This window comes from Shewanella corallii (assembly GCF_023349125.1).
Taxonomy (GTDB): domain Bacteria; phylum Pseudomonadota; class Gammaproteobacteria; order Enterobacterales; family Shewanellaceae; genus Shewanella; species Shewanella corallii.
The window spans coordinates 21004-40287 of sequence record NZ_JAKIKT010000016.1 but is presented as its reverse complement, the minus strand read 5'-3'; the positions used below and the strand labels follow the sequence as shown (position 1 = coordinate 40287).

General features: G+C 51.6%; 21 protein-coding genes. 8 read left to right on the top strand and 13 right to left on the bottom strand.

The features are described 5' to 3' along the window. The first annotated feature begins 86 nt into the window (after nucleotides 1-86). Complete coding sequence (locus L2725_RS22500; protein WP_249251046.1) at nucleotides 87-1268, top strand: MerR family transcriptional regulator; 1182 nt, start codon at nucleotides 87-89, stop codon at nucleotides 1266-1268. 66 nt (nucleotides 1269-1334) lie between these two features. On the opposite strand, the gene L2725_RS22495 is transcribed toward L2725_RS22500, so the two are convergent. The 4 genes from L2725_RS22495 to L2725_RS22480 form a co-directional block, all read right to left on the bottom strand. After that, entirely contained in the window at nucleotides 1335-2486 is a 1152-nt protein-coding gene (locus L2725_RS22495) for an iron-containing alcohol dehydrogenase (RefSeq protein WP_249251045.1), read from the bottom strand. A gap of 270 nt (nucleotides 2487-2756) precedes the next feature. Next, nucleotides 2757-3122 carry a hypothetical protein gene (locus L2725_RS22490; RefSeq protein ID WP_162807149.1) on the bottom strand — a complete coding sequence of 122 codons (366 nt, stop codon included), beginning with the start codon at nucleotides 3120-3122 and terminating at the stop codon, nucleotides 2757-2759. Nucleotides 3123-3262: 140 nt separating this feature from the next. Beyond that, entirely contained in the window at nucleotides 3263-4132 is an 870-nt protein-coding gene (locus L2725_RS22485) for an MBL fold metallo-hydrolase (RefSeq protein WP_249251044.1), read from the bottom strand. A gap of 9 nt (nucleotides 4133-4141) precedes the next feature. After that, the gene (locus tag L2725_RS22480) at nucleotides 4142-5323 is read right to left on the bottom strand and encodes an alpha/beta hydrolase-fold protein (RefSeq protein ID WP_249251043.1); all 1182 of its coding nucleotides are present in this window, start codon (nucleotides 5321-5323) and stop codon (nucleotides 4142-4144) included. Nucleotides 5324-5559: 236 nt separating this feature from the next. Between L2725_RS22480 and L2725_RS22475 the strand changes: the two genes are divergently transcribed. Further along, nucleotides 5560-6183: a DUF2306 domain-containing protein gene (locus L2725_RS22475; RefSeq protein ID WP_249251042.1), complete on the top strand. Its 624-nt coding sequence runs from the start codon at nucleotides 5560-5562 to the stop codon at nucleotides 6181-6183. Between the two features lie 79 nt (nucleotides 6184-6262). Here L2725_RS22475 and L2725_RS22470 read toward each other — a convergent pair whose 3' ends face one another. Further along, entirely contained in the window at nucleotides 6263-6583 is a 321-nt protein-coding gene (locus tag L2725_RS22470; RefSeq protein ID WP_115136640.1) for a heavy metal-binding domain-containing protein, read from the bottom strand. Between the two features lie 346 nt (nucleotides 6584-6929). On the opposite strand from L2725_RS22470, the gene mtnC reads away from it, so the two are divergent. Together mtnC and L2725_RS22460 are read left to right on the top strand one after the other, a co-directional pair. Beyond that, nucleotides 6930-7613, top strand: coding sequence for an acireductone synthase (gene mtnC / locus L2725_RS22465; RefSeq protein WP_249251041.1), 684 nt, complete (start codon nucleotides 6930-6932; stop codon nucleotides 7611-7613). A gap of 217 nt (nucleotides 7614-7830) precedes the next feature. Beyond that, nucleotides 7831-8265, top strand: coding sequence for an acyl-CoA thioesterase (locus L2725_RS22460; RefSeq protein ID WP_249251040.1), 435 nt, complete (start codon nucleotides 7831-7833; stop codon nucleotides 8263-8265). A 48-nt stretch (nucleotides 8266-8313) separates the two neighbouring features. Here L2725_RS22460 and L2725_RS22455 read toward each other — a convergent pair whose 3' ends face one another. The 8 genes from L2725_RS22455 to L2725_RS22420 form a co-directional block, all read right to left on the bottom strand. Further along, the gene (locus L2725_RS22455) at nucleotides 8314-8712 is read right to left on the bottom strand and encodes an acyl-CoA thioesterase (protein ID WP_249251039.1); all 399 of its coding nucleotides are present in this window, start codon (nucleotides 8710-8712) and stop codon (nucleotides 8314-8316) included. Nucleotides 8713-8826: 114 nt separating this feature from the next. Further along, nucleotides 8827-9279 carry a methyltransferase family protein gene (locus L2725_RS22450; protein WP_115136644.1) on the bottom strand — a complete coding sequence of 151 codons (453 nt, stop codon included), beginning with the start codon at nucleotides 9277-9279 and terminating at the stop codon, nucleotides 8827-8829. A 13-nt stretch (nucleotides 9280-9292) separates the two neighbouring features. Further along, nucleotides 9293-10084, bottom strand: coding sequence for a phytanoyl-CoA dioxygenase family protein (locus L2725_RS22445; RefSeq protein WP_249251038.1), 792 nt, complete (start codon nucleotides 10082-10084; stop codon nucleotides 9293-9295). A gap of 45 nt (nucleotides 10085-10129) precedes the next feature. Beyond that, nucleotides 10130-10819 carry an aspartate/glutamate racemase family protein gene (locus L2725_RS22440; RefSeq protein WP_249251036.1) on the bottom strand — a complete coding sequence of 230 codons (690 nt, stop codon included), beginning with the start codon at nucleotides 10817-10819 and terminating at the stop codon, nucleotides 10130-10132. Nucleotides 10820-11021: 202 nt separating this feature from the next. Continuing rightward, nucleotides 11022-12821 carry an AMP-dependent synthetase/ligase gene (locus L2725_RS22435; protein WP_249251034.1) on the bottom strand — a complete coding sequence of 600 codons (1800 nt, stop codon included), beginning with the start codon at nucleotides 12819-12821 and terminating at the stop codon, nucleotides 11022-11024. A 131-nt stretch (nucleotides 12822-12952) separates the two neighbouring features. After that, nucleotides 12953-14203 carry a hypothetical protein gene (locus L2725_RS22430; RefSeq protein WP_249251032.1) on the bottom strand — a complete coding sequence of 417 codons (1251 nt, stop codon included), beginning with the start codon at nucleotides 14201-14203 and terminating at the stop codon, nucleotides 12953-12955. Next, nucleotides 14200-15066: an ABC transporter ATP-binding protein gene (locus L2725_RS22425; protein WP_249251030.1), complete on the bottom strand. Its 867-nt coding sequence runs from the start codon at nucleotides 15064-15066 to the stop codon at nucleotides 14200-14202. The genes L2725_RS22430 and L2725_RS22425 overlap by 4 nt, the downstream gene beginning before the upstream one ends. 10 nt (nucleotides 15067-15076) lie before the next feature. Beyond that, nucleotides 15077-15454, bottom strand: a complete 378-nt coding sequence (locus L2725_RS22420; RefSeq protein ID WP_248936731.1) for a GntR family transcriptional regulator — start codon at nucleotides 15452-15454, stop codon at nucleotides 15077-15079. Between the two features lie 89 nt (nucleotides 15455-15543). Between L2725_RS22420 and L2725_RS22415 the strand changes: the two genes are divergently transcribed. The 4 genes from L2725_RS22415 to L2725_RS22400 all read left to right on the top strand — a co-directional run bounded on the left by L2725_RS22415 (nucleotide 15544) and on the right by L2725_RS22400 (nucleotide 19267). Next, nucleotides 15544-17073: an alpha/beta hydrolase gene (locus L2725_RS22415; protein ID WP_249251028.1), complete on the top strand. Its 1530-nt coding sequence runs from the start codon at nucleotides 15544-15546 to the stop codon at nucleotides 17071-17073. A 5-nt stretch (nucleotides 17074-17078) separates the two neighbouring features. After that, nucleotides 17079-17813 (top strand): ABC transporter ATP-binding protein, encoded by a 735-nt coding sequence (locus L2725_RS22410; RefSeq protein WP_115136652.1) that lies wholly within the window; start codon nucleotides 17079-17081, stop codon nucleotides 17811-17813. Next, nucleotides 17813-18952: an ABC transporter permease gene (locus L2725_RS22405; RefSeq protein ID WP_162807150.1), complete on the top strand. Its 1140-nt coding sequence runs from the start codon at nucleotides 17813-17815 to the stop codon at nucleotides 18950-18952. Before L2725_RS22410 ends, L2725_RS22405 begins: the two co-directional genes overlap by 1 nt. A gap of 63 nt (nucleotides 18953-19015) precedes the next feature. Continuing rightward, nucleotides 19016-19267, top strand: coding sequence for a phage shock protein B (locus tag L2725_RS22400; protein ID WP_249251026.1), 252 nt, complete (start codon nucleotides 19016-19018; stop codon nucleotides 19265-19267). Nucleotides 19268-19284 lie beyond the last annotated feature (17 nt).

Below are 19284 nucleotides of genomic sequence, written 5' to 3'. Positions count from 1 at the left end.
CAGCTTCATAGTTTATCTTTCCAACGTAACGACGAACGCCTTCGGGCCGTTAATTCCCAGCCTATGGTCAAAACCAGAGGAAGCCCATGACTTATTACCGTATCAGCGAACTGGCAAACGCCGTGGGCCTTTCCCGCTCAACCCTGCTCTATTACGAAAAGCAGGGATTGATAAAGGGCAAACGCCTGAACAATGGCTATCGGGTCTACTCAGACAAAGACCTGCAAAGATTACGGTTGATGCTGAAACTTCAGGCCGGCGGCCTGACATTAAAAGAGTGTCAGGCCTGCCTTGAAGCCAAGGTGGACAGGCAACTGCTGCAACAAAGGCTGAATGCACTTGATGAGGAAATTGCACAAAAACAAGCCTCAAGAGAGCTGCTGGCCGCTTTGTTGGGACAGGGAAATCTCAAGGAGTGGCATAAGTCAGTGGACGAAGTCGCGCCGGATGCGCATCTGGAATGGTTAATGAAACAGGGCTTCACACACAAAGAAGCCTTAAGACTCAAGTGGATATCCAAAGATATGAATGAACACGAACAGTATATGGCCGACTTTATGAAGGTATTCGAGAAGCTGGATCGCTGGGGCCCCGGCAGTGAATCCGATACCCGCAAGGCGCTGGCCGCTGTATCCCATGCCCCGAAAAAGTTGTTAGAGATCGGCAGTGGCAAAGGCCTGGCAACCCGCATACTGGCGGCGAGCACTCAAGCAGAAATAACGGCGCTGGATAACGAAGACACTGCGCTGGCACGTTTGCAGCAACTGGCCACCGAAGCAGGCTTCGCCGAATGCATCACCACAGTGAATGGAGACATGACAGATATGCCATTCCCCCCCGCCAGCTTCGATACTCTCTGGGCCGAAGGCTGTGCCTATATTATGGGGGTAGAAAAAGCTCTGCAGCAGTGGCGGCCTTTGCTGACTGACGATGGCATTCTGGTACTCAGTGATCTGGTGTGGCTGACAGACTCTCCCAGCGAAGCCAGTCAGACGTTCTGGAAGCAGGATTACCCGGATATGAGCAGTGTCGCCACACGTATTAAACAGGCTAAAGCTGCAGGCTATGAATTGCTGGATACATTCGTCCTGAGCGAAGACTCCTGGCGTGCTTACTTTGAGCCACTGGAAGCCAGAGTAAAGGAGTTAAGGCCAGAGATGCCGGAATCAGCGGCATTGGCTGCCATTGAGAAGGAAGTAGGGATGTATCACAGCTATTTGAACGAGTTTGGGTACCAGTTCTTTATTCTGCGAAAGACTTCGGTCTAAGCCTGATAAAAAAGCCCGCATTATGCGGGCTTTTTGTCAGCAGATTAGGTTAGGTTGGGTAAAGCTTTACAGGCAGGCGCGGTAGATTTCGATAATCTCTTCCAGGCTGGCTTTGCGAGGGTTAGTCAGAGAACACGCATCGTCCAGAGCGTTTTGTGCCATAAAGGCCAGTTTCTCTTCTTTCACACCCAGATCTGCCAAATGTTGTGCAGTACCAACTTTTTCAGACAGCTCTACAATGGCCTGGATACCAGCTTCAATCGCTTGCTCCTGAGTCATTTCAGCAGTATCAACGCCCATGGCTTTGGCAATATCCACAAAGTGTTCGGGAGCGACTTTCGCATTAAAGCGGGAAACTTCCGGCAGCAGAATTGCGTTACACAGACCATGCACCAGGTCGTATACACCGCCAAGCTGGTGTGCCATTGAATGCACATAACCCAAAGATGCGTTGGAGAAGGCCATACCCGCCAGATACTCACCATACTGCATGGCATCACGGGCCTGACGGTCTTCGCCATTGTTTACTGCGGTTTCCAGATTGCGGGAAATCAACTCAATGGCTTTAATTGCTGAAGCATCAGTAATCGGCGTTGCCGCAGTAGATACATAGGCTTCTACCGCGTGAGTCAAAGCATCCATACCGGTTGCAGCAGTCAGGAACTTTGGCATGGCAACCATAAGTTCAGAGTCATTCACCGCAATGATTGGGGTAAAGTGCTTATCAACCACAGGATATTTGGTTTCATCAGCTTCGTTGGTGATGATCGCGAATACCGTCATTTCTGAAGCCGTGCCTGCAGTGGTGTTTACCGTAACCAAAGGTAACTGTGGCTTACGGGACAGATGAACACCCTTGGAGTAATCGCGGATATGACCGCCATTGGCAGCAACCAGAGCGATACCTTTGGCCGCATCGTGGGATGAACCACCACCAAAGGAGATAACAAAGTCACAGCCCTGCTCCGCCAGCATATTCAGGCCATCTTCAATGTTCTTTTCGGTTGGGTTTGGCTTAACACCGTCATAGATAGCGAAGCCAATACCGTGTTGACTCAGTTGTTCGGTCAGGCGGTTCACCAGACCAATTTCAACCAATACCTTATCGGTAACAATCAAAGCTTTGGTCAGCTCTTTGGCGGCCAGTTCAGCGCCCAGGGAAAGAATAGCGTTTTGACCCATCAGGGTTACAGGGGGCATATAAAATACGCTGCTCATAACAATCTCCATAAAAATCATAAAACTAGAAAGATTTGAGCTCGAGAATGAAGGCCACTCTCAAGGAATGAGGCATAGTTTAATTCCGCCACCAAAAGTAACAATACAAGAAAATCAAAATGACTATTACCATATTGCAATAATAAAAATGCAAGATCTTGCCAGGGATAACTGTCACCTGAGTTGAGGACATGACAGAGGAATGAAAGGCGGGAAATGACTAACAGCAACACATCCCTGTGCTGCAAGATTAAGCTGCAAAACAGCTAATTAATAGGTATCACTATGTACTCTGACAGCATCAAAGTCATCACAGTTATTACCGGCATGGTCCCAAAGGGAAACCTGACGATTATAGGCAAACGCCAACCGCAAACCTTCGATAATGTGGCGACCACCAGCATCGTTACCATTGTAATGGGGATGCAATGGCAAATTGACCCCATTACTTAAATGTACAATCAAGGCATTTCCCCCGTCAGGAGAGATTCCTCCACCAGTAATATGGCCAAAACTCATTTCACTGATGTACTGACGATCTACACACTGCTTTCCGTGATTTACGCCACCCGCTTCTGCGGCCCCTGAAGCAACCAGCAACATCGCGCTTGTCAAAATCATTGTTATCTTTTTCACAGTGACTCCTCTTGGTTAAAATAGCGCATTATTACGCCACACCAAGATAACCAGTCACAGCTCAGCAGTCAGCCAGACACACCAAAAACCATACATAAAACAGAATATTAAGCTAAGATCAATGACTTTATCGCATCAATTCATCGACCCAGAGTATCAATCCACTTCTCTTCCGTGATAAAGCGCCAGTTCCAAGGCTCGAACTCTGCAGGCATGCCCTCAGCTTTCATTTGCTCAAGAGTTTTTCCCGCCGCTTTTTGAGCATCGGCCCATTCAATACTGGCGGCAATCATATCGGCAAACGCCTTTAAGTCAGCCTTGCTGGCCAACGGACCATGGCCGGGAATGATTTGCGTGTCGTCATCCACAGCAGCAATCACCTGATTTACTGAGTCCAAATAGCTCTGCACGCTGCCTCCAGCGTTAAGGTCAACATAGGGAAACATGCCATTAAAGAAAAGATCGCCCATATGCACCACATTGCCCGAATCCCAATACACCACTGAATCACCGTCAGTGTGGCCTGTGCCCATATGCATCACTCTGAGCTTGTCATCGTTAAAGTACAGATTGATCCCTTCATCCCAGGTCACCACAGGCAAAGCTCCGGCAGATGTTTTGCCATCTGTACTGAGTCGGCGATAGACATTGTCATGGGCCATAATGGTGCCATCCTTACCAAAGTGGGTATTCCCCCCTACATGATCGCCGTGGTAATGGGTGTTGATTATGAATTTTGGCTTGGCAATCTTTTGGTTAGGTGCAAGTTTGTTAAGCGCAGCCTGGATTTTCTCCGCCAATGGCGCGAATTGGTCGTCGATAATCAAGACTCCATCTTCACCGGCACTGACCCCAATATTGCCACCTGAGCCAGTCAGCATATAGATGCCGGGCTTAAGCTCCTGAGCGACAATCTCTACTTTTGCAAACCTGTCATGCCCATGAGCTAAGGTCTCACCCGGTATCAGTAGCGCCAGTGCTATGGCGGCCAATTTCTGCGCTGTGTTCATATCCTGCCCCTAAAGTTTTATCCGCTCACCTGTGTTGGCCCCGGCCAGTTTGGTCAACGCCTCCTGGTACTTGTTCAGCCAGAAAGGATGTTCAGTTAGCGTCACCGCCTTATCCAGTTGGGCTTTGGCCTGATCCAGTTGTCCCTGACTTGCCAGAGCCGTAGCGTAGTTAAATCTCAGGTAGTGATAATCAGGCTCAGCGTTAATACTGTCGGCATACACCTTCAGCTGCACTGTGGGATCATCGTTAGACTTGGCCAACGCGATCAGGGATGAGGAAGGCGAGACCTTAAAACCATAAACCTGCTGTGACAGATGTTGGTAATGCTTCACGATTGCCTCAACACCCTGCTGACTGACGGCAGAATCTGCGGCCAGAGGCTGATGGATATCATTAAAAATAAACTCAATGCCATGGGCCGTGGCCAGCACGAGTTGGGTCATGTAATAACTGCCATCAAAACGTTGGCTGCGCCAGTTAAGCCCTTTGGGAGCATGGGCCTTAAGCATGGCTTCCAGTTGCGCATAGCTCTCAAGTTGTCCCTGCTCATATTCACTGTCACTGGTGGATATCTGCAGAAATACCGACCGTTTGGCTAATGTTGGCGCAATGCGCTTAAGGTTTTGCTCACCCTCTTTCAGCACATAAGCAAAGTCCTTACTCAATACCGGACTTGCGGCAATATAGGCATTAAACAGCTCAGGCCGGTTGAGTAAGGTGTAAAGCACCAGACCGGCATTACCGGTAAAGCCATTCATAATGCGAAAGCCATTGGTGGGATACTTCTGGTCAATGGCTGGCAACAGTGACTCTTGATAGAAGTCCAGCAACGCCGTGTTGCCCTCCAGCTCTATGGCGTCACCTTTCAACTTGCCCAGGCCTTGATGTCCGTCCGGCGCTGTCACCACTATGGTATGCAGCCAGGGCCAGCCACCATTGTGGCCCATCCAGTGGTGCATACCCGCAAGCAATGCCTGAGCAGCAGGATGCTGTTCAAACATCACTACATAACCTTTTTCAGATTCCGCATCAAAGCCCTCTGGCAGGGTCACGGTAAACACCGCGGGCTTATCACCAAGCAGGGGAGATTCAATGGAGAGAGGTTCAGTGACTATTCCCTTATCGGCCAGTACCGGCGCACTAACCAGAGCCAGTATCAAACTGATGGCAACGCAAAACATCCTGTTCATTTGTATGTCCTTTATCGTTAGCAGCAGCTTTTCAGCTTTTGCTTTTTTAGTGGGCAGCCCTCAAGCTAACCAAGGGGCGACGAAATAACAACCAGTTAGCGAAATAACCTGACTGTTGGGGAAAACGCCCAACATCTTCAGCGGGTGAAATTTTATAAACCCACAGATTCAATAACTTAGCCAATGGCATGATTATTGATACCCGATAAGCTGCGCACATATTGGGGAGCTCTACCATGACACTGACACTACATATTCTCGCCGGTACTCTGGTACTGGCTTGCGGCTTTGGCGCCCTGCTTTCGGCCAAAGGCAGCCCACTGCACCGTAATCTTGGCCGGATATTTACCCTCGCCATGCTGCTCACTGCCAGCAGCGCCATCATTATGGATATTAATCAGGGCAACTGGCCGGTAATGGGTGTGTTCAGTGGCTATCTGGCCATCAGTGGCTGGCAAACCGTGCGCAAGCCTTTGGGTCATACCGGCTGGAGTGATGTGGTCATTCTGGTGATCGGTGCCACCCTGGCGCTAGGGCTGATCACTCTTGGGCTGGAAGGCGTAAAACCAGGTAAAGATATACCCAGCGAAATGTTCCTTATTTTCGGCACTGTGGCTTCACTGGCGGCGATGGGAGATCTGCGCCGACTACTGCGTGGTGGTGGACACCACGCAATGCGTATCACCCGCCATTTGTGGCGCATGTGTACTGCGCTGATCCTGTCGTTAATGGCGTTTCTGGCGCAGCCGGTGTTTCCCGAAATACTGCGGGGAGGTTGGTTATGGCTGCCAGTGCTCGCGCTTGTGCTGACCACTCTCTACTGGATGGTGCGCACGCTAAGGGGCAAACCGGTCTCTTAGCAGTCAGCCATTTCAAAGCAGGCTATATTGGCTCTGGCCAGCCATTAAAACTGGGCCTGCTATGGCCGCAAACCAGGGCCTACTCCACCACAACTGCCGTACCTGAGGCGGACACCATTAACATACCGTTGGCCTGGCCCATTACCTCATAGTCCAGGTCGACACCCACAACGGCATTAGCCCCCAGCTCAGCAGCCCTTTGCTGTAACTCCTGCAGCGCAATTTCACGGGCTTTTTGCAGTTCCCGCTCATAAGTACCGGAGCGACCGCCCACCAGGTCCCGGATCCCGGCAAACATATCTTTGAACAGGTTGGCACCGAGAATAGCCTCTCCAGCAACCACACCTCGGTATGCGGTAATGCGTCTGCCCTCTACTGACGGGGTAGTGGTTATTATCATTTTCAGCTCCTTTTCATCCATATGAGTACAATCAAAAGGTATTTGCTTAGGCCCACTAGGCGGCACACCTTGCGTCGCGATTAAAGCGCGTCTATCTCGAGCAAAATTCAACCATGAAAGGTTAACAGACCCTAGCACCAGACGCCCCGGAATACTGCAGAAAAATGGTAAAAAATCATTCGTTTTTGCTCCTTTTTCATGCCGGGAAACGCTGGTCAAAACAGCTAATTCACTTTAGGATCGGGTAGTTCCTGCCTCTAAGGAAGTTCCGGGTAAGTGTGGCCGGGCAGCAAATGCGTCGCTCACTCACCTATAAAACAGCAAGCTATGATGGAGTAACAATCATATGGGTATCAGAGCCATAGTCGTGGATACTGCAGGTACCACTACAGACCTGGACTTTATTCACAATGTCCTCTTCCCTTATTCGGTCAAGGCACTGCCGGAATTCCTCGAGCGCAACCAAAACAATATGTTGGTCGATAACTGCATATGTGATGTTCGCGACATCGCGCTGGAAGCAGATGCCTCACTGGAAAGGGTCACAGAAATTCTGCAGCAGTGGGTTGCCGAAGATCGCAAAGCCACACCGCTGAAGGCGCTGCAGGGAATGATCTGGAAAGAGGGTTATGCCAAAGGTGAGTTTAAGGGCCATATCTACCCGGACTTTATCGAAGCTATCAGCCGTTACACCAACCAGAACATCCGGGTTTACAGCTTCTCTTCCGGCTCTGCCGAAGCTCAGGCCATGCTGTTTGGTCACAGCGATGGTGGTGACCTGAACCCAATGTTCAACGGTCATTTTGATACCCGTACCGGCAGCAAGCTGGATAAGCAGGCCTACCTGAACATACTCAACACCATCAGTCTTAAGGCCAAACAGGTTCTGTTTGTATCGGATCTGCTGGAAGAGCTTAAGGCAGCTTCTGCTGCCGGACTGCAGGTTTGTCAGATGGTACGGGAAGAAGGCGTGCGCACCGGTGATTTCAACACAGTACGCAGTTTTGATGAGCTGAACTTCGATCAATAAGTTCTAATCAATATTGATTGATTAGTGGTGGAAAACAGTCATTACAGATACCAAATTTAGGAGACCCCTGGGTCTCCTTTTTGTTTTCAGCGGATTGCAACCTCGCAGTCAGAGCCAGGCGGCACGGAAGCAAACAGGCTTGCCGCTTTTTTGCCCGACTGCTACTCTGGCTTTCAAACGAGCGTTTAACAACCGAATTTTCAAGGATGTCCCGCACATGGAAGACTTTATCAAGCAGTACCCGGTCCACACTGAAATCCCGGTTGCCTGGGGCGAGATGGATGCCCTGCAACACGTCAATAATGTCGCTTACTTCCGCTATTTTGAAACCGCGCGTATCGATTTTTTACGTCAAACCGGACTGATTTCCATGCTGCAGGATCAGAGTACTGGCCCGGTATTGAGCGAAACCACAGCCAAATACAAGCGTCCGGTCACCTTTCCGGATACCCTGATTATCGGCGCCTATATCACAGATATTCAGGAAGACAGGTTTGTGATGCATTACCAAGCTTTCAGCAAAGCGCAGCAGGCTGTGACCACCACAGGCAGTGCCAAGGTGGTGATGTTTAACTTTAAAACGGGGCAAAAAGCGGCATTACCTGATCATGTACTGGAAGTACTGCAACAGCACTGTCGCGACAAGGCTTAACTTCCCTCTAAAGATGCCAAAAAAGACCCGCGTTGGCGGGTCTTTTGGTTATGCAATCAAATGCTGTTCCAGTTCAGCCTTAACACTGTCAGGAATCGGCTCACTTCGCTCGTCGGTATAGTTATAATGCACCATGGTGGTAATTGCCTCAGCAGTCATCTTGTCCCCCTGCCAACAGCGCTGACGCAGGTCAAAACTGGCATTGCCAATACGGGCTACTTCAGTGGTGATGGTCACGCTTGAACCGTAAAAAGTAGGGGCTTTAAAGCTGATGTTGTAACCGGCGACGATCAGGTTCCACTGTTGCAGGTTCAGTTGTGGATTAAAGATCTCAAATACCGGCGTTCGACCGGCCTCAAACCAACCAGGAATCACTGTGTTGTTGATGTGCCCAAGGGCGTCGGTTTCGTTGAATCTTGGGTTGAGTTCCAAACTAAAAGCCGTCATGGCATGCCTGTCCTTGCTGTGATGATTTTGGATGATGTGCGCCTGCAATATACAGCGAGTTGTTCAAGTCGTTAAGCTGGCCGACATGACTGGCATTTACCTCGCTGTAAACCTCTACAGCCAGCGTCTCACCTGATGGCAGTAATCCTGGTACTCTTCGCCAAACAGCTCTGTCAGTGCTTGCTCTTCAGGCTTGATTTGAAACTCGGTCAGATACCAGATGAACACAGGCACCAGCAACAATGCCAGCGGGTCGGTCAGATATCCGCCCCAACCAACCAGCGCACTGGCGAAGCCTACATACATAGGATTACGTGTGCGTTGATAGATACCGCCATTAATCAGTTTTGACGCCTTATCAGGCCGGGTAGGATCAACCGTGGTATTGCCGCGACGAAACGACAGCACTCCGGCAAATGCGAACAGCAAGCCACCAAGTCCCCACCCAATCAGCCAGCCCAGACGCAATGGCATATCCCAGTGCCACCCCAGTCCAAACCAGGTCAGCAACCACCCTGCCAGGGCAAACAGCAGCACCAGCAGTAAAGGGGGTATTTTCAGCGCCATATCAAAATCCTTTTTAGTTATTACCACAGTTTTTCAGCATGTTAGCAGTAACTGTAAAAGCGTCAGGCCAGACCAGGCTTTCCAGGGTGCGGGTATCAGGCAAACAATCTTCCCGTGCAAACTGCAGCAGCTCAGGCACAGGGTCACAGAACAAAATATCCAGCGCCAGTCTGTCCATGCCGTAAAGGCCACGGTGAATCATATTGGCGTCAAACAGCAGCATGTCACCGGCCTGCAAAGGAACCAGCATCCCACCGGGTAGATCATCACTGGGAGTATGACCCGCCTGGCTAAGACGCACATCCAGCTGCATCTCAGTATCCCAGCGTTTGTGGGAGCCGGGGATAAATTCCAGCCCGGGTTCATCGTATAACGCCAGTCGCAAATGCAACCCCAGCGGACCGGTCAGCGCCGCCTGTTGCTGCGCCAGCGACAGATGATACTGACAATCCCGGTGCCAGTAATTGCGCTGATCAGGATTGACCGGGTTAAAGAACAACTGAGTATTGAGAAAGCCGCAACAATCAGCAAACAGCGGCGAGATAATATCCTTTATCAGCTGGCTTCCGATGAACTGAAATAACAGCTCCCTTTGGGTGTTATCGAGATAATCAGGGGCGGTCAGGTAGGCGCTGTTAACCGCCTGGGACTGGTAAAAGTCGAGATTATCCCTTTGCCAATTGGCGTGAAAAGCCTGTGCCACCTGTCTTAAAGCAATCAGTTGCGACTGTGAAATACAGGCCTCAAAACGCTGAAAGCCTTGCCGTTGGAACCCGGAGAAGTCGATCGAAGATAAGGCTGACATTCATCATCTCAGTAGAGGGATAAAATATCAGCCTAACAAAGGAGGTTAACTCAGTGCCAGTTTCACCGCGGCTTCGGCATGGATGGCAGTAGTATCAAACAGAGGTGTTTGGGTATCGGACTGTTTGACCAACAGGCCAATCTCAGTGCAGCCCAGAATAACTCCCTGAGCCCCCTGATCTACCAGCTTGTCCATAATCGCCAGATAGTCATTACGGGAGTCATCCCAAATCTGTCCCTGACACAGCTCCTGATAGATCACCTGATGAACACGCTCACGACCGGCTTCATCGGGCACCAGCACCTTGATGCCTCTGGCCTCAAGACGACTGACATAGAAGTCCTGCTCCATGGTAAAGCGGGTCCCCAATAAACCTACACAGTCAATTCCGCTATCCAGCAATTTATCCGCTGTGGCATCGGCAATGTGCAGCAAAGGAATATTGATGACCGACTCAATCTGAGGCGCGACTTTGTGCATGGTGTTGGTGCAGATCAGCAAAAAATCTGCTCCGGCCGCCTGCACACCGACGGCCGCCTTGGTCAGCATCTTGGCGGTACAGGCCCAATTGCCCTCGTGCTGCAGCTTTTCAATTTCAGCAAAATCGACACTGTTCAGCACCAGTTTGGCACTGTGCAAACCGCCCAGCTCTTGCTTCACGCCCTGATTGATCATGGCATAGTAACTGGCGGTGGACTCCCAGCTCATGCCCCCCAATAATCCGATAGTTTTCATTGGTTTTATTTATCCGAAGTTGTAGGTACAGATAGACTGATACCCCAGCATAACCGCCTTTGACATACACTGCATCTGTCTCCATCGGGGACAGGATCACAGTTTGAGTAACTGATTTTTATGGAATTCAGCAGTTGAAAATACCAATTTCCGGAAAACAAAAAAGGACGCCCTGGGCGTCCTTTTTCTGATCAACTCGATATCAGTTGTTGTACATGGCGTTAATTTCGCGGGCGTACTTGTGGTAGATCATCTTGCGACGCAACTTCATGGTTGGGGTGATCAAACCCGCTTCCATGGAGAAGGCTTCAGGCAACAGGGTGAACTTCTTAATTTTCTCGAAGCCAGCCAGGCCTTGTTGCATCATCTTCAAGCGCTGCTCAAAGTGCTCCACTACGTGATTGTGGCGCAACAGGTCAATTGGCGACTCATAGGCTACACCTTTTTCGCGGGCCCATGATTCCAGCGCCTCAAACGCAGGCACAATCAGCGCGGTCACATAGTTGCGGGCATCGGCCACAATGGCCACCTGCTCAATGTAAGGACAGCAACCCACGGTACCTTCAACACGCTGCGGCGCGATGTACTTACCGTTGGAGGTCTTCATCAGCTCCTTGATACGGTCAGTAATGTACAGGTTACCCTGAGCATCCAAACGACCGGCATCACCCGTCTTCAACCAACCATTTTCGAAGGTATCTGCGGTTTCCTGTGGGCGCTTGTAGTAGCCGCGCATCACGGTATCGCCACGCACCAGAATTTCATTATCTGTACCCAGCTTCACTTCCAGCTCAGGCAGAACCTGACCATTGGAGCCCAGTACGCGATTATCCAGAGTATTACAGGTCACTGTGGCGGTGGTTTCAGTCATGCCGTAACCACACAGCACAGGCACATCGATAGACTGGAAGAAGGCACTGACCTTTGGATCCAGCGCAGCGCCACCACAAGGCATAAACTTCAAGCGACCGCCGAGCACATTACGCAGCTTGGAAAACACCAGCTTATTGGCGATCTGAGCTTTCAGTGACTGCATCATTGAACCTTTGGTGCGGCCCTGATTCACTTCAAACTGCTGTGCGCCAACAGCTACTGCCCAGTTAAACAGCTTGCGGCGTCCGGTTGGCGCCTTGCCCACCTTGTCCATTACCGCGCTGTACACCTTTTCCAAGAAACGCGGCACCACACACATGGTGTGAGGACGGACAGCGGCAATCGCTTCTTTCACCTTGTTGGTATCGCTCAAATAAACGTTATGGCCGCCACGGCACAGGGCATAGAAGCTCCAACCACGCTCAAATACATGGGACAGGGGCAGGAACGCCAAAGACACATCGCCTGGGGTAAAGGCCAGCTTGGCATCGTGCTGACGCACAGTTGAGGCGATATTGCGGTAATCCAGCATTACGCCCTTTGGATCGCCCGTGGTGCCTGAGGTGTAGATCAGGGTCAGCAGGTCATCCAGATTGGCATCATCAATACGCTGCTGCAGTTCTGCAGCAATGGCAGCATCACACTCAGGTGAAGCCAACAGGCTATCCAGATGGAAGTGTGTCTCGGTGTCGATCAGCTCAACAGAGGCATCGAACACCACAATATGGGTCAGAGTCGGGCACAGGTGCAGCAGTTGCTGCGCCATGGCGTACTGTCCGGCATCGTTAACGAACAGCACCTTGGCTTCGGCATCGTTAATGATATAAGCAGCCTGCTCCAGGGTGCTGGTTGGGTACACAGGTACGACGATGCCACGGGCTTTCAAGGTTGCCACGTCAGCACAGGTCCACTGAGGCACGTTCTGGGACAAAATCACGACTCTGTCCTGCACGGCCACACCCAAAGAAATTAACACTTGTGCCAATTTGTTACTGATTGACGCAAATGCCTGCCAGCTGACCTTAGCCCAGGGGGCTGACAGCTCGAATCCCTCCAGTGCAGTCGCATCGGGGCGAGCCTCGGCCTGCTGCTGAAGAAGTTTAATTACATGGTACTGGCTCAGGGACATAGGGTATAAATCCACTTTTAGCTTACAAGTGTTCCGGTTTTGGGCGGATTCTAACTGAACAATTTTTGAAAGCTAAGCCTTTTTGGATTAATTTTGCTTCCTCTCACAGAAACCTGAACTCATCCGATGAGTCAGGCTGCACTGACCACGCTTTTGCCACTGGCCCACTTAAGGGCCAGCAATGCCAGTACCAACGCCAGTATTTGCCAGCCAATCCAAAGCAGGGGTAAAGCGTCATCCAGTGCCAGGCGGAAGAGTACGCCCCCCAGCGCAGAATAGAGAATGAGATAGAACATTAACAAGGTGAGATGTAAAGGTCGGGAGCAAAGGCTGCCCACCGCCAGCGACAGTGCACAACCTGCGGTTTGCAGCAGTATTAACTGCAGCAGTGTCATCCAGTCAAAGCCATAAACGAATCCAACCAGAATCATTACAAAGGCACTGTTCATCGCCAGCAACAGTAATAACCATAGCTGTGAGTGAAACATGGCCTCCATCAGCCCGCGACGGCCGTCAAACACGGGTAAAGCCAGCAAAGTATCCTGACTGCGCAGCCTCAGCACCCGGGTCCAGTGCACCAACATACAGGTGATACCCGCGCCCTGCAGCAGCACAAACTCCACCGGAAATTTAATATCCGCAACTGGCAGGAACCAGCCCAATAGCAGGGCGACCAGGCCTAAGGTCATCAGGAAGCTGCCCAACATGGGACCACTGAAAAAGCTCAGGGGAAACAGCTTATGGGACAGTCGAATGACCAGAGAATTATCGGTAATACCCGGAATCCACATCCATCCCATCTCGGCACCCGATACAGTAATACCACTGGCCGCAGGATGCCATTTGAGCGCATCAGGCCGGGACAGATGACGCCACAGAATCACCAGCGACACTATCAGGATCAGAGACGGCACCCAGTTGGGCAACAGGGAGACTACATCGTCGATGAAAACCAGCAGGAAGTAGAGAAAAAATGAGGCGTAAAACAGTCTTGGCGTTTGGGTTGAATACAGCAGGAACATGGCCGCCAATGAAATAGACAACAGCAGGGTATTCAATGCCGCCGGGTAGAATACAGCCGGGACCAGGAGGGTCACCACAGACGACAGGGAAAGTACCACAGCCAATTGCCGCAAATAGTGCTCTCTGGCCCCGGGAATAAGCAGCAGTCCTTCCTGCGCCCGCAGACGGATCAGCTGAAGTGCGCCGGCAGCCCAGACCGAAATCAGCGCCAGTGCATACATAAGGCCCATACCTTCAGGCTTGCCAGCGATCAGCAATACAGTCCCCACCAGCCAACCGACTGAGGCGGCCTGCACAAAGCTGTTGCAGCTGACATCTCTGAGCCACCATTGACTCATCCCCTGAGTCCAGCTGCTCATAAATTCATTTCCCCTCTGTTCATTTCCATATAGAGGCGCTCCAGATTGACGGTCTCTATCTGGGCATCGCTGATAGCCTGTCCCTGATAACCGTCCACCAATATCGAGTATCGGTTTTGCGCCAGTACAGTCAGCCCCTCAGGCAACTGATGGCGCTCAGCTCCTTCGCTGAAATGCAGTAATCTTATCTGTTCCCGCAGCAGATCCAGCTCCCGCATCAATACCAGCTTACCCTGGCGTATCAAGGCGACATGGCTGGCAACACGTTCCAGATCTGAAGTGATATGAGTAGAGAAGAGCACACCAGAGCCGGACTCGAGTGCCAGCTCAAACAGATCAGACATAAAGGCCTGACGGGAAATGGGGTCCAGACTGGCGACAGGCTCATCCAGTAACAGCAGTTTTGGCCGGTATGCCATGGCCATGATCAAAGCCAGTGACTGCCGCTGCCCGATAGAGAGTTGCTGCACCCGGGCTTTGCTATCCAGTCCGAATCGCACCAACCATTGGGATTCGAGCTCCTTATCCCAGTCAGAATAGAAACTGGAGTGCAGTGAAAGTGCCTGGGCCACGGTAAAACCTTCGTAACCAACAGGCTGTTGGGGCACATAACCAATACGGCTTTTGGCACTGCTGCTCAGCTCGGCAGGAGACTCACCCAGAGTTTTGAGCTCACCCAACTCTATATCGAGAATCCCCATGGCTGCGCGCATCAGGGTCGATTTACCTGCACCATTGTGCCCCAGTAACCCCACCACCATGCCGGGCAACAACTCCAGGCTGAAATCGTCCAGCGCCGGCTTATCTCCGTATCGCTTGGTTATCTTGTTAAAACTCAGCAATGGGGTGTCCGGCTCTGTCATCTCGCTTCCTTTATGAATCCGTCCAACGTGACTTAATCAGGGCCTGCAGTGAGGGTAAATCCACACCCAGCTGCTTAGCCTGCTCTATCAGCGCATCGGCTTGTGGGGCAAGCAGCTGTGCTCCCTCCCCCTTTTCACTGAACTCTCTTTGTGCCACCTGAGTGGGTTGGCCACGCCTTCTTTCAAGGTAGCCCTGCTCCACCAGATTTTGTACCGCGCGAGAGACTGTCATGGGATTAACTTTAAGAAAGTCAGCCATCTGTCGCACCGATGGCAGGGTATCTCCCGGTGCTATCTGTCCACCCACGATAAGCCTTATCACCTGCTCCTGGAGCTGGCGATAAATAGGTTCACCACTGCTGGGGTTGACACGCAATAAATCTAACATTAGCCTTACACTGTATTAATACATTGATACACTGATACACCACTCAAGTTAACACAGACTTGTCTGGATTGCCAAAAGGAAATCAAGCTATGCGCTATCCACAATCAAGAGAGAATAAGGGGCTACGCAGTCAACTTGCCCTCCCCGCCCGGGCGCTGAGACAGGTGTTTCAGGCAGGTGCCCTGATGCTGGCCACCATGGCAGCAGCTCAGGCCACCGATATCTTCGCCAATACCGACAGCTGTTATGTAGACGGTATAGACGAAAAAGTGCGTTGTGGTTCTGTCACTGTGCCAGAGAACCCAAATAAGCCGGACGGCAGGAAGATTGATATTCAGTATGTGATTCTGCCGGCCATCAAAAATGCCGAGCCGGGTAAAGCACTGCTGGGGATAGCAGGTGGTCCCGGTCAGTCGGCCATTGAGAGCGCAGGTTACTTCGATAAGCTGCTCACCAAGACCCGCCAGTTCAGAGATATTCTGCTGATCGATCAGCGCGGCACCGGCAGCTCCAACATCCTCGCCTGCGACAATATGTCTCCGGTCGATGCCCTGGCTATCAATGATGAAGCCCAGGATATGGTGGCACTCACCAAAGAGTGTATGGACGCCCAGAATGCAGATATTACCCAGTATGGCAGCCTCAACGCCGTGACTGATTTCGAGGCGGTTCGCAAAGCCATTGGTTATGAGCAACTGGATGTTTACGGCATCTCCTATGGCACCCGCATGGCGCAGCTGTATATGCGTCAGTATCCGGAAACCACAGCCACTGTGACCCTGGATGGTGTGGTGCCCATGCAACAAAACCTCATCTATATCGGTGATGCTATTGCCCGTGCGACCGAGATTATGCTGTCGGACTGTGAGCAAAACCAAGCCTGTAATCAGGCCTTCCCCGAGCTGAGAGCTGAACTTGAAACTGTGAGTGATCGCCTGGCCAGGGAGCCACTGCAAACCCAGGTCAATGACCCGGTAGCCGGTGAAATGACTGACCTGACACTGACCCGCAGCAAGTTCCTCAGTGCCATTCGTATGGCCCTGTATGCCCCCAATACCCGCAGCCTGCTGCCCTACGCCATTAGCCAGGCCGCTAAAGGCAACTATCAGCCTATTCTGGGACTGTATGCCCTGACTACCGACGGTGCAGGTATTGCCATGGGGATGCATGCCAGCGTGGTCTGTGGCGAAGACATTCCCTTTGTCGATGAAAAAGCCGCAGAAGTCGCCAACCGCACTTTTGTGGGCGGTGAGATGCTGCGTGCACTCTCAGAGATCTGCACCATTTGGCAGGTACCCCCTGTCAATGCTGACTTCCACCAGCCGGTCACCAGCAACATTCCAACTTTACTGCTGTCTGGTGAGATGGACCCGGCTACCCCTCCCTCATGGGGCGAGCTGGCCAAAGTACAGCTGACCAATGCTGAGCACATTGTCTCTCCCTACGCAGGTCATGGCACAGCCGCACAAACCTGCGCCCATGGCCTTATAGCCACATTGGTAAAAGATGGCTCACTGGAAAACCTGGACACTGAGTGTATGGAGCGGGACACCAGCCGCAGCTTTTATCTCAATGCCAACACTGTCGAACCCCTGGCCAACGCCAGCAACGAGGAGTAATCGCCATGATTAGCGTAAACGACCTTTATAAGCGCATCGGTGATGTTCAGGCGTTGGACGGCCTGAGTTTCACCGCTGAAGATGGCCAGATCACCGGCCTGCTGGGCCCCAATGGTGCAGGTAAGACTACTTGTCTGCGTACTGTATTTGGCCTGCTGAAGCCCGATTCCGGCAGCGCCGAAGTTGAAGGCATCAATGTGGCGGTTTCACCACAGGAAGCCAAACAACAACTGGGCCTGTTCCCGGACCCATTTGGCCTGTATGAGCGTTTGACTCCACGGGAGTACATCAGCTTTTTTGCCGAGCTCAACGGCTTGAACCGCAAAGAGGCCAAAGCTGCGGCAGAGAAAGTGATTCACGATCTGAGACTGGATGATATTGCCGACCGTCGCTGTAAAGGCTTCTCCCAGGGCCAACGTATGAAGACGGCACTGGCGCAGGCCATTGTGCATCGCCCCCGTAACATCATTCTTGATGAACCGACCCGGGGCCTGGATGTCATGAGTACCCGGGTGCTTCGAGGCATGCTCAAAGACCTGAGAGATCAGGGCCACTGTGTGCTGTTCTCCAGTCATGTGATGCAGGAAGTCGCTGCCCTGTGCGATCAGGTGATAGTGATGGCCAATGGCAAGGTAGTTGCCACCGGCAGCCCGGCAGAACTGTGTGCTCAAACCGGCCACGATTCACTGGAAGAAGCCTTTATTCAACTTATCGGTACAGATGAGGGGATTGCAGCATGATCAACAAGATAATCACTCTGGCTCGCAAAGAGCTGAAAGATGCCGCCCGCGATAAACGCTCGGTAATGGCCGGTCTCTACTATGCGATTGGTACACCTCTGGTGATGTGTGGTTTGTTTATGGTGCTGATTGGCCAGCTGACCAGCCCGGAAGATATTAAGATCACCATCAATAATCAGGATTATGCGCCGGATCTGGTGCGTTACCTGGGTAACGAAGGTGTGCTGCACGGCGAAGCGGACGATCCCGACATCAAGGAGATCACTCTGACGATTTCGGAAGACTATCCTGCACAGATGGCCAAAGGTCAGCAGGCGGTAGTGATTCTGCAAGCAGACAAGTCCAACGAGAAACTGCAAAAGTCAATTCGCAGACTGGAGCAGAACCTGCAGTCCTACAGCATGGAAGTGGGCAGTTTGCGCCTGATTGCCCGGGGTATTGACCCAAGAGTGGTTCAGCCTATCAAGCTCAAGGTGGAAGATCAGTCCACAGCGACCTCCAGGGGTGGTGTGATTCTGGGGCTGGCTATCTTCACCATGATTTATGCCGTGTTTATTTCCGGCATGAACCTGGCTATCGACACCAGCGCCGGTGAGCGGGAACGCAATTCACTGGCACTGCTGCTGAGTCACCCTGTATCGACCCGGGAACTGGTGATTTCCAAGATTATCGCGGTCAGCGTATTTGCGCTGCTGGGTCTGGCGTTAATCCTGCTGGTTTCCAAGTTCGCTTATACCCTGGTGCCCTGGCAGGAGCTGGGTTTCAGCATCAATATCTCACCAGAGTTTATGCTTGCCATGCTGTTGGTGGGTATCCCAGTCGCCCTAATGGCGGCCAGCCTGCAGATCTTCGTCTCCTTTATGGCCAAGACCTTCAAAGAGGCTCAGTCCTATCTCACCATAGTACTGATTGTGCCTCTGGGGATCTCCATGATGGCCACATATGAAATCGCTCCGGACACACTGCAATGGCTGCCGGTATCTGGTCAACAACAGGCCATGATGGCACTGGTGAAAGGCAGGGAAATCCCCATGCTGCAGCTGCTGGTATCGTCTGCCACCACACTGTTTATTGCCCTGGTAATGGCACTGGGACTAGAAAGAATGCTGAAGAGCGAGAAGGTGGTCTTCGGTCTGTAATCCCTTTGGCCGCTGCGCCAGGGATGCAGTGGCCATCAATTTAAAAGAGTTTCGGAGGTTATGATGGAAAACGATTATGCACTTATGGCGGTTATCACTGTATTTGTAATCTGTGTGTCCGCGTCCGAGATGTTCAAAGTCTGGATGAAAAGCCGCGCCACGCAAACTGCATCCAGCATTGGCAAGGCAGATAAGTCACAGGTAGAGCAACTGGCGACAGAGAATGCTCAACTTAAGGAGCGGATTGCCACGCTGGAGAAAATTGTCACTGACTCGGCTTATCAGCTGGATCAGGAGATAAAAAGCCTCAAGTAACGGTTATTGTTAAGCCA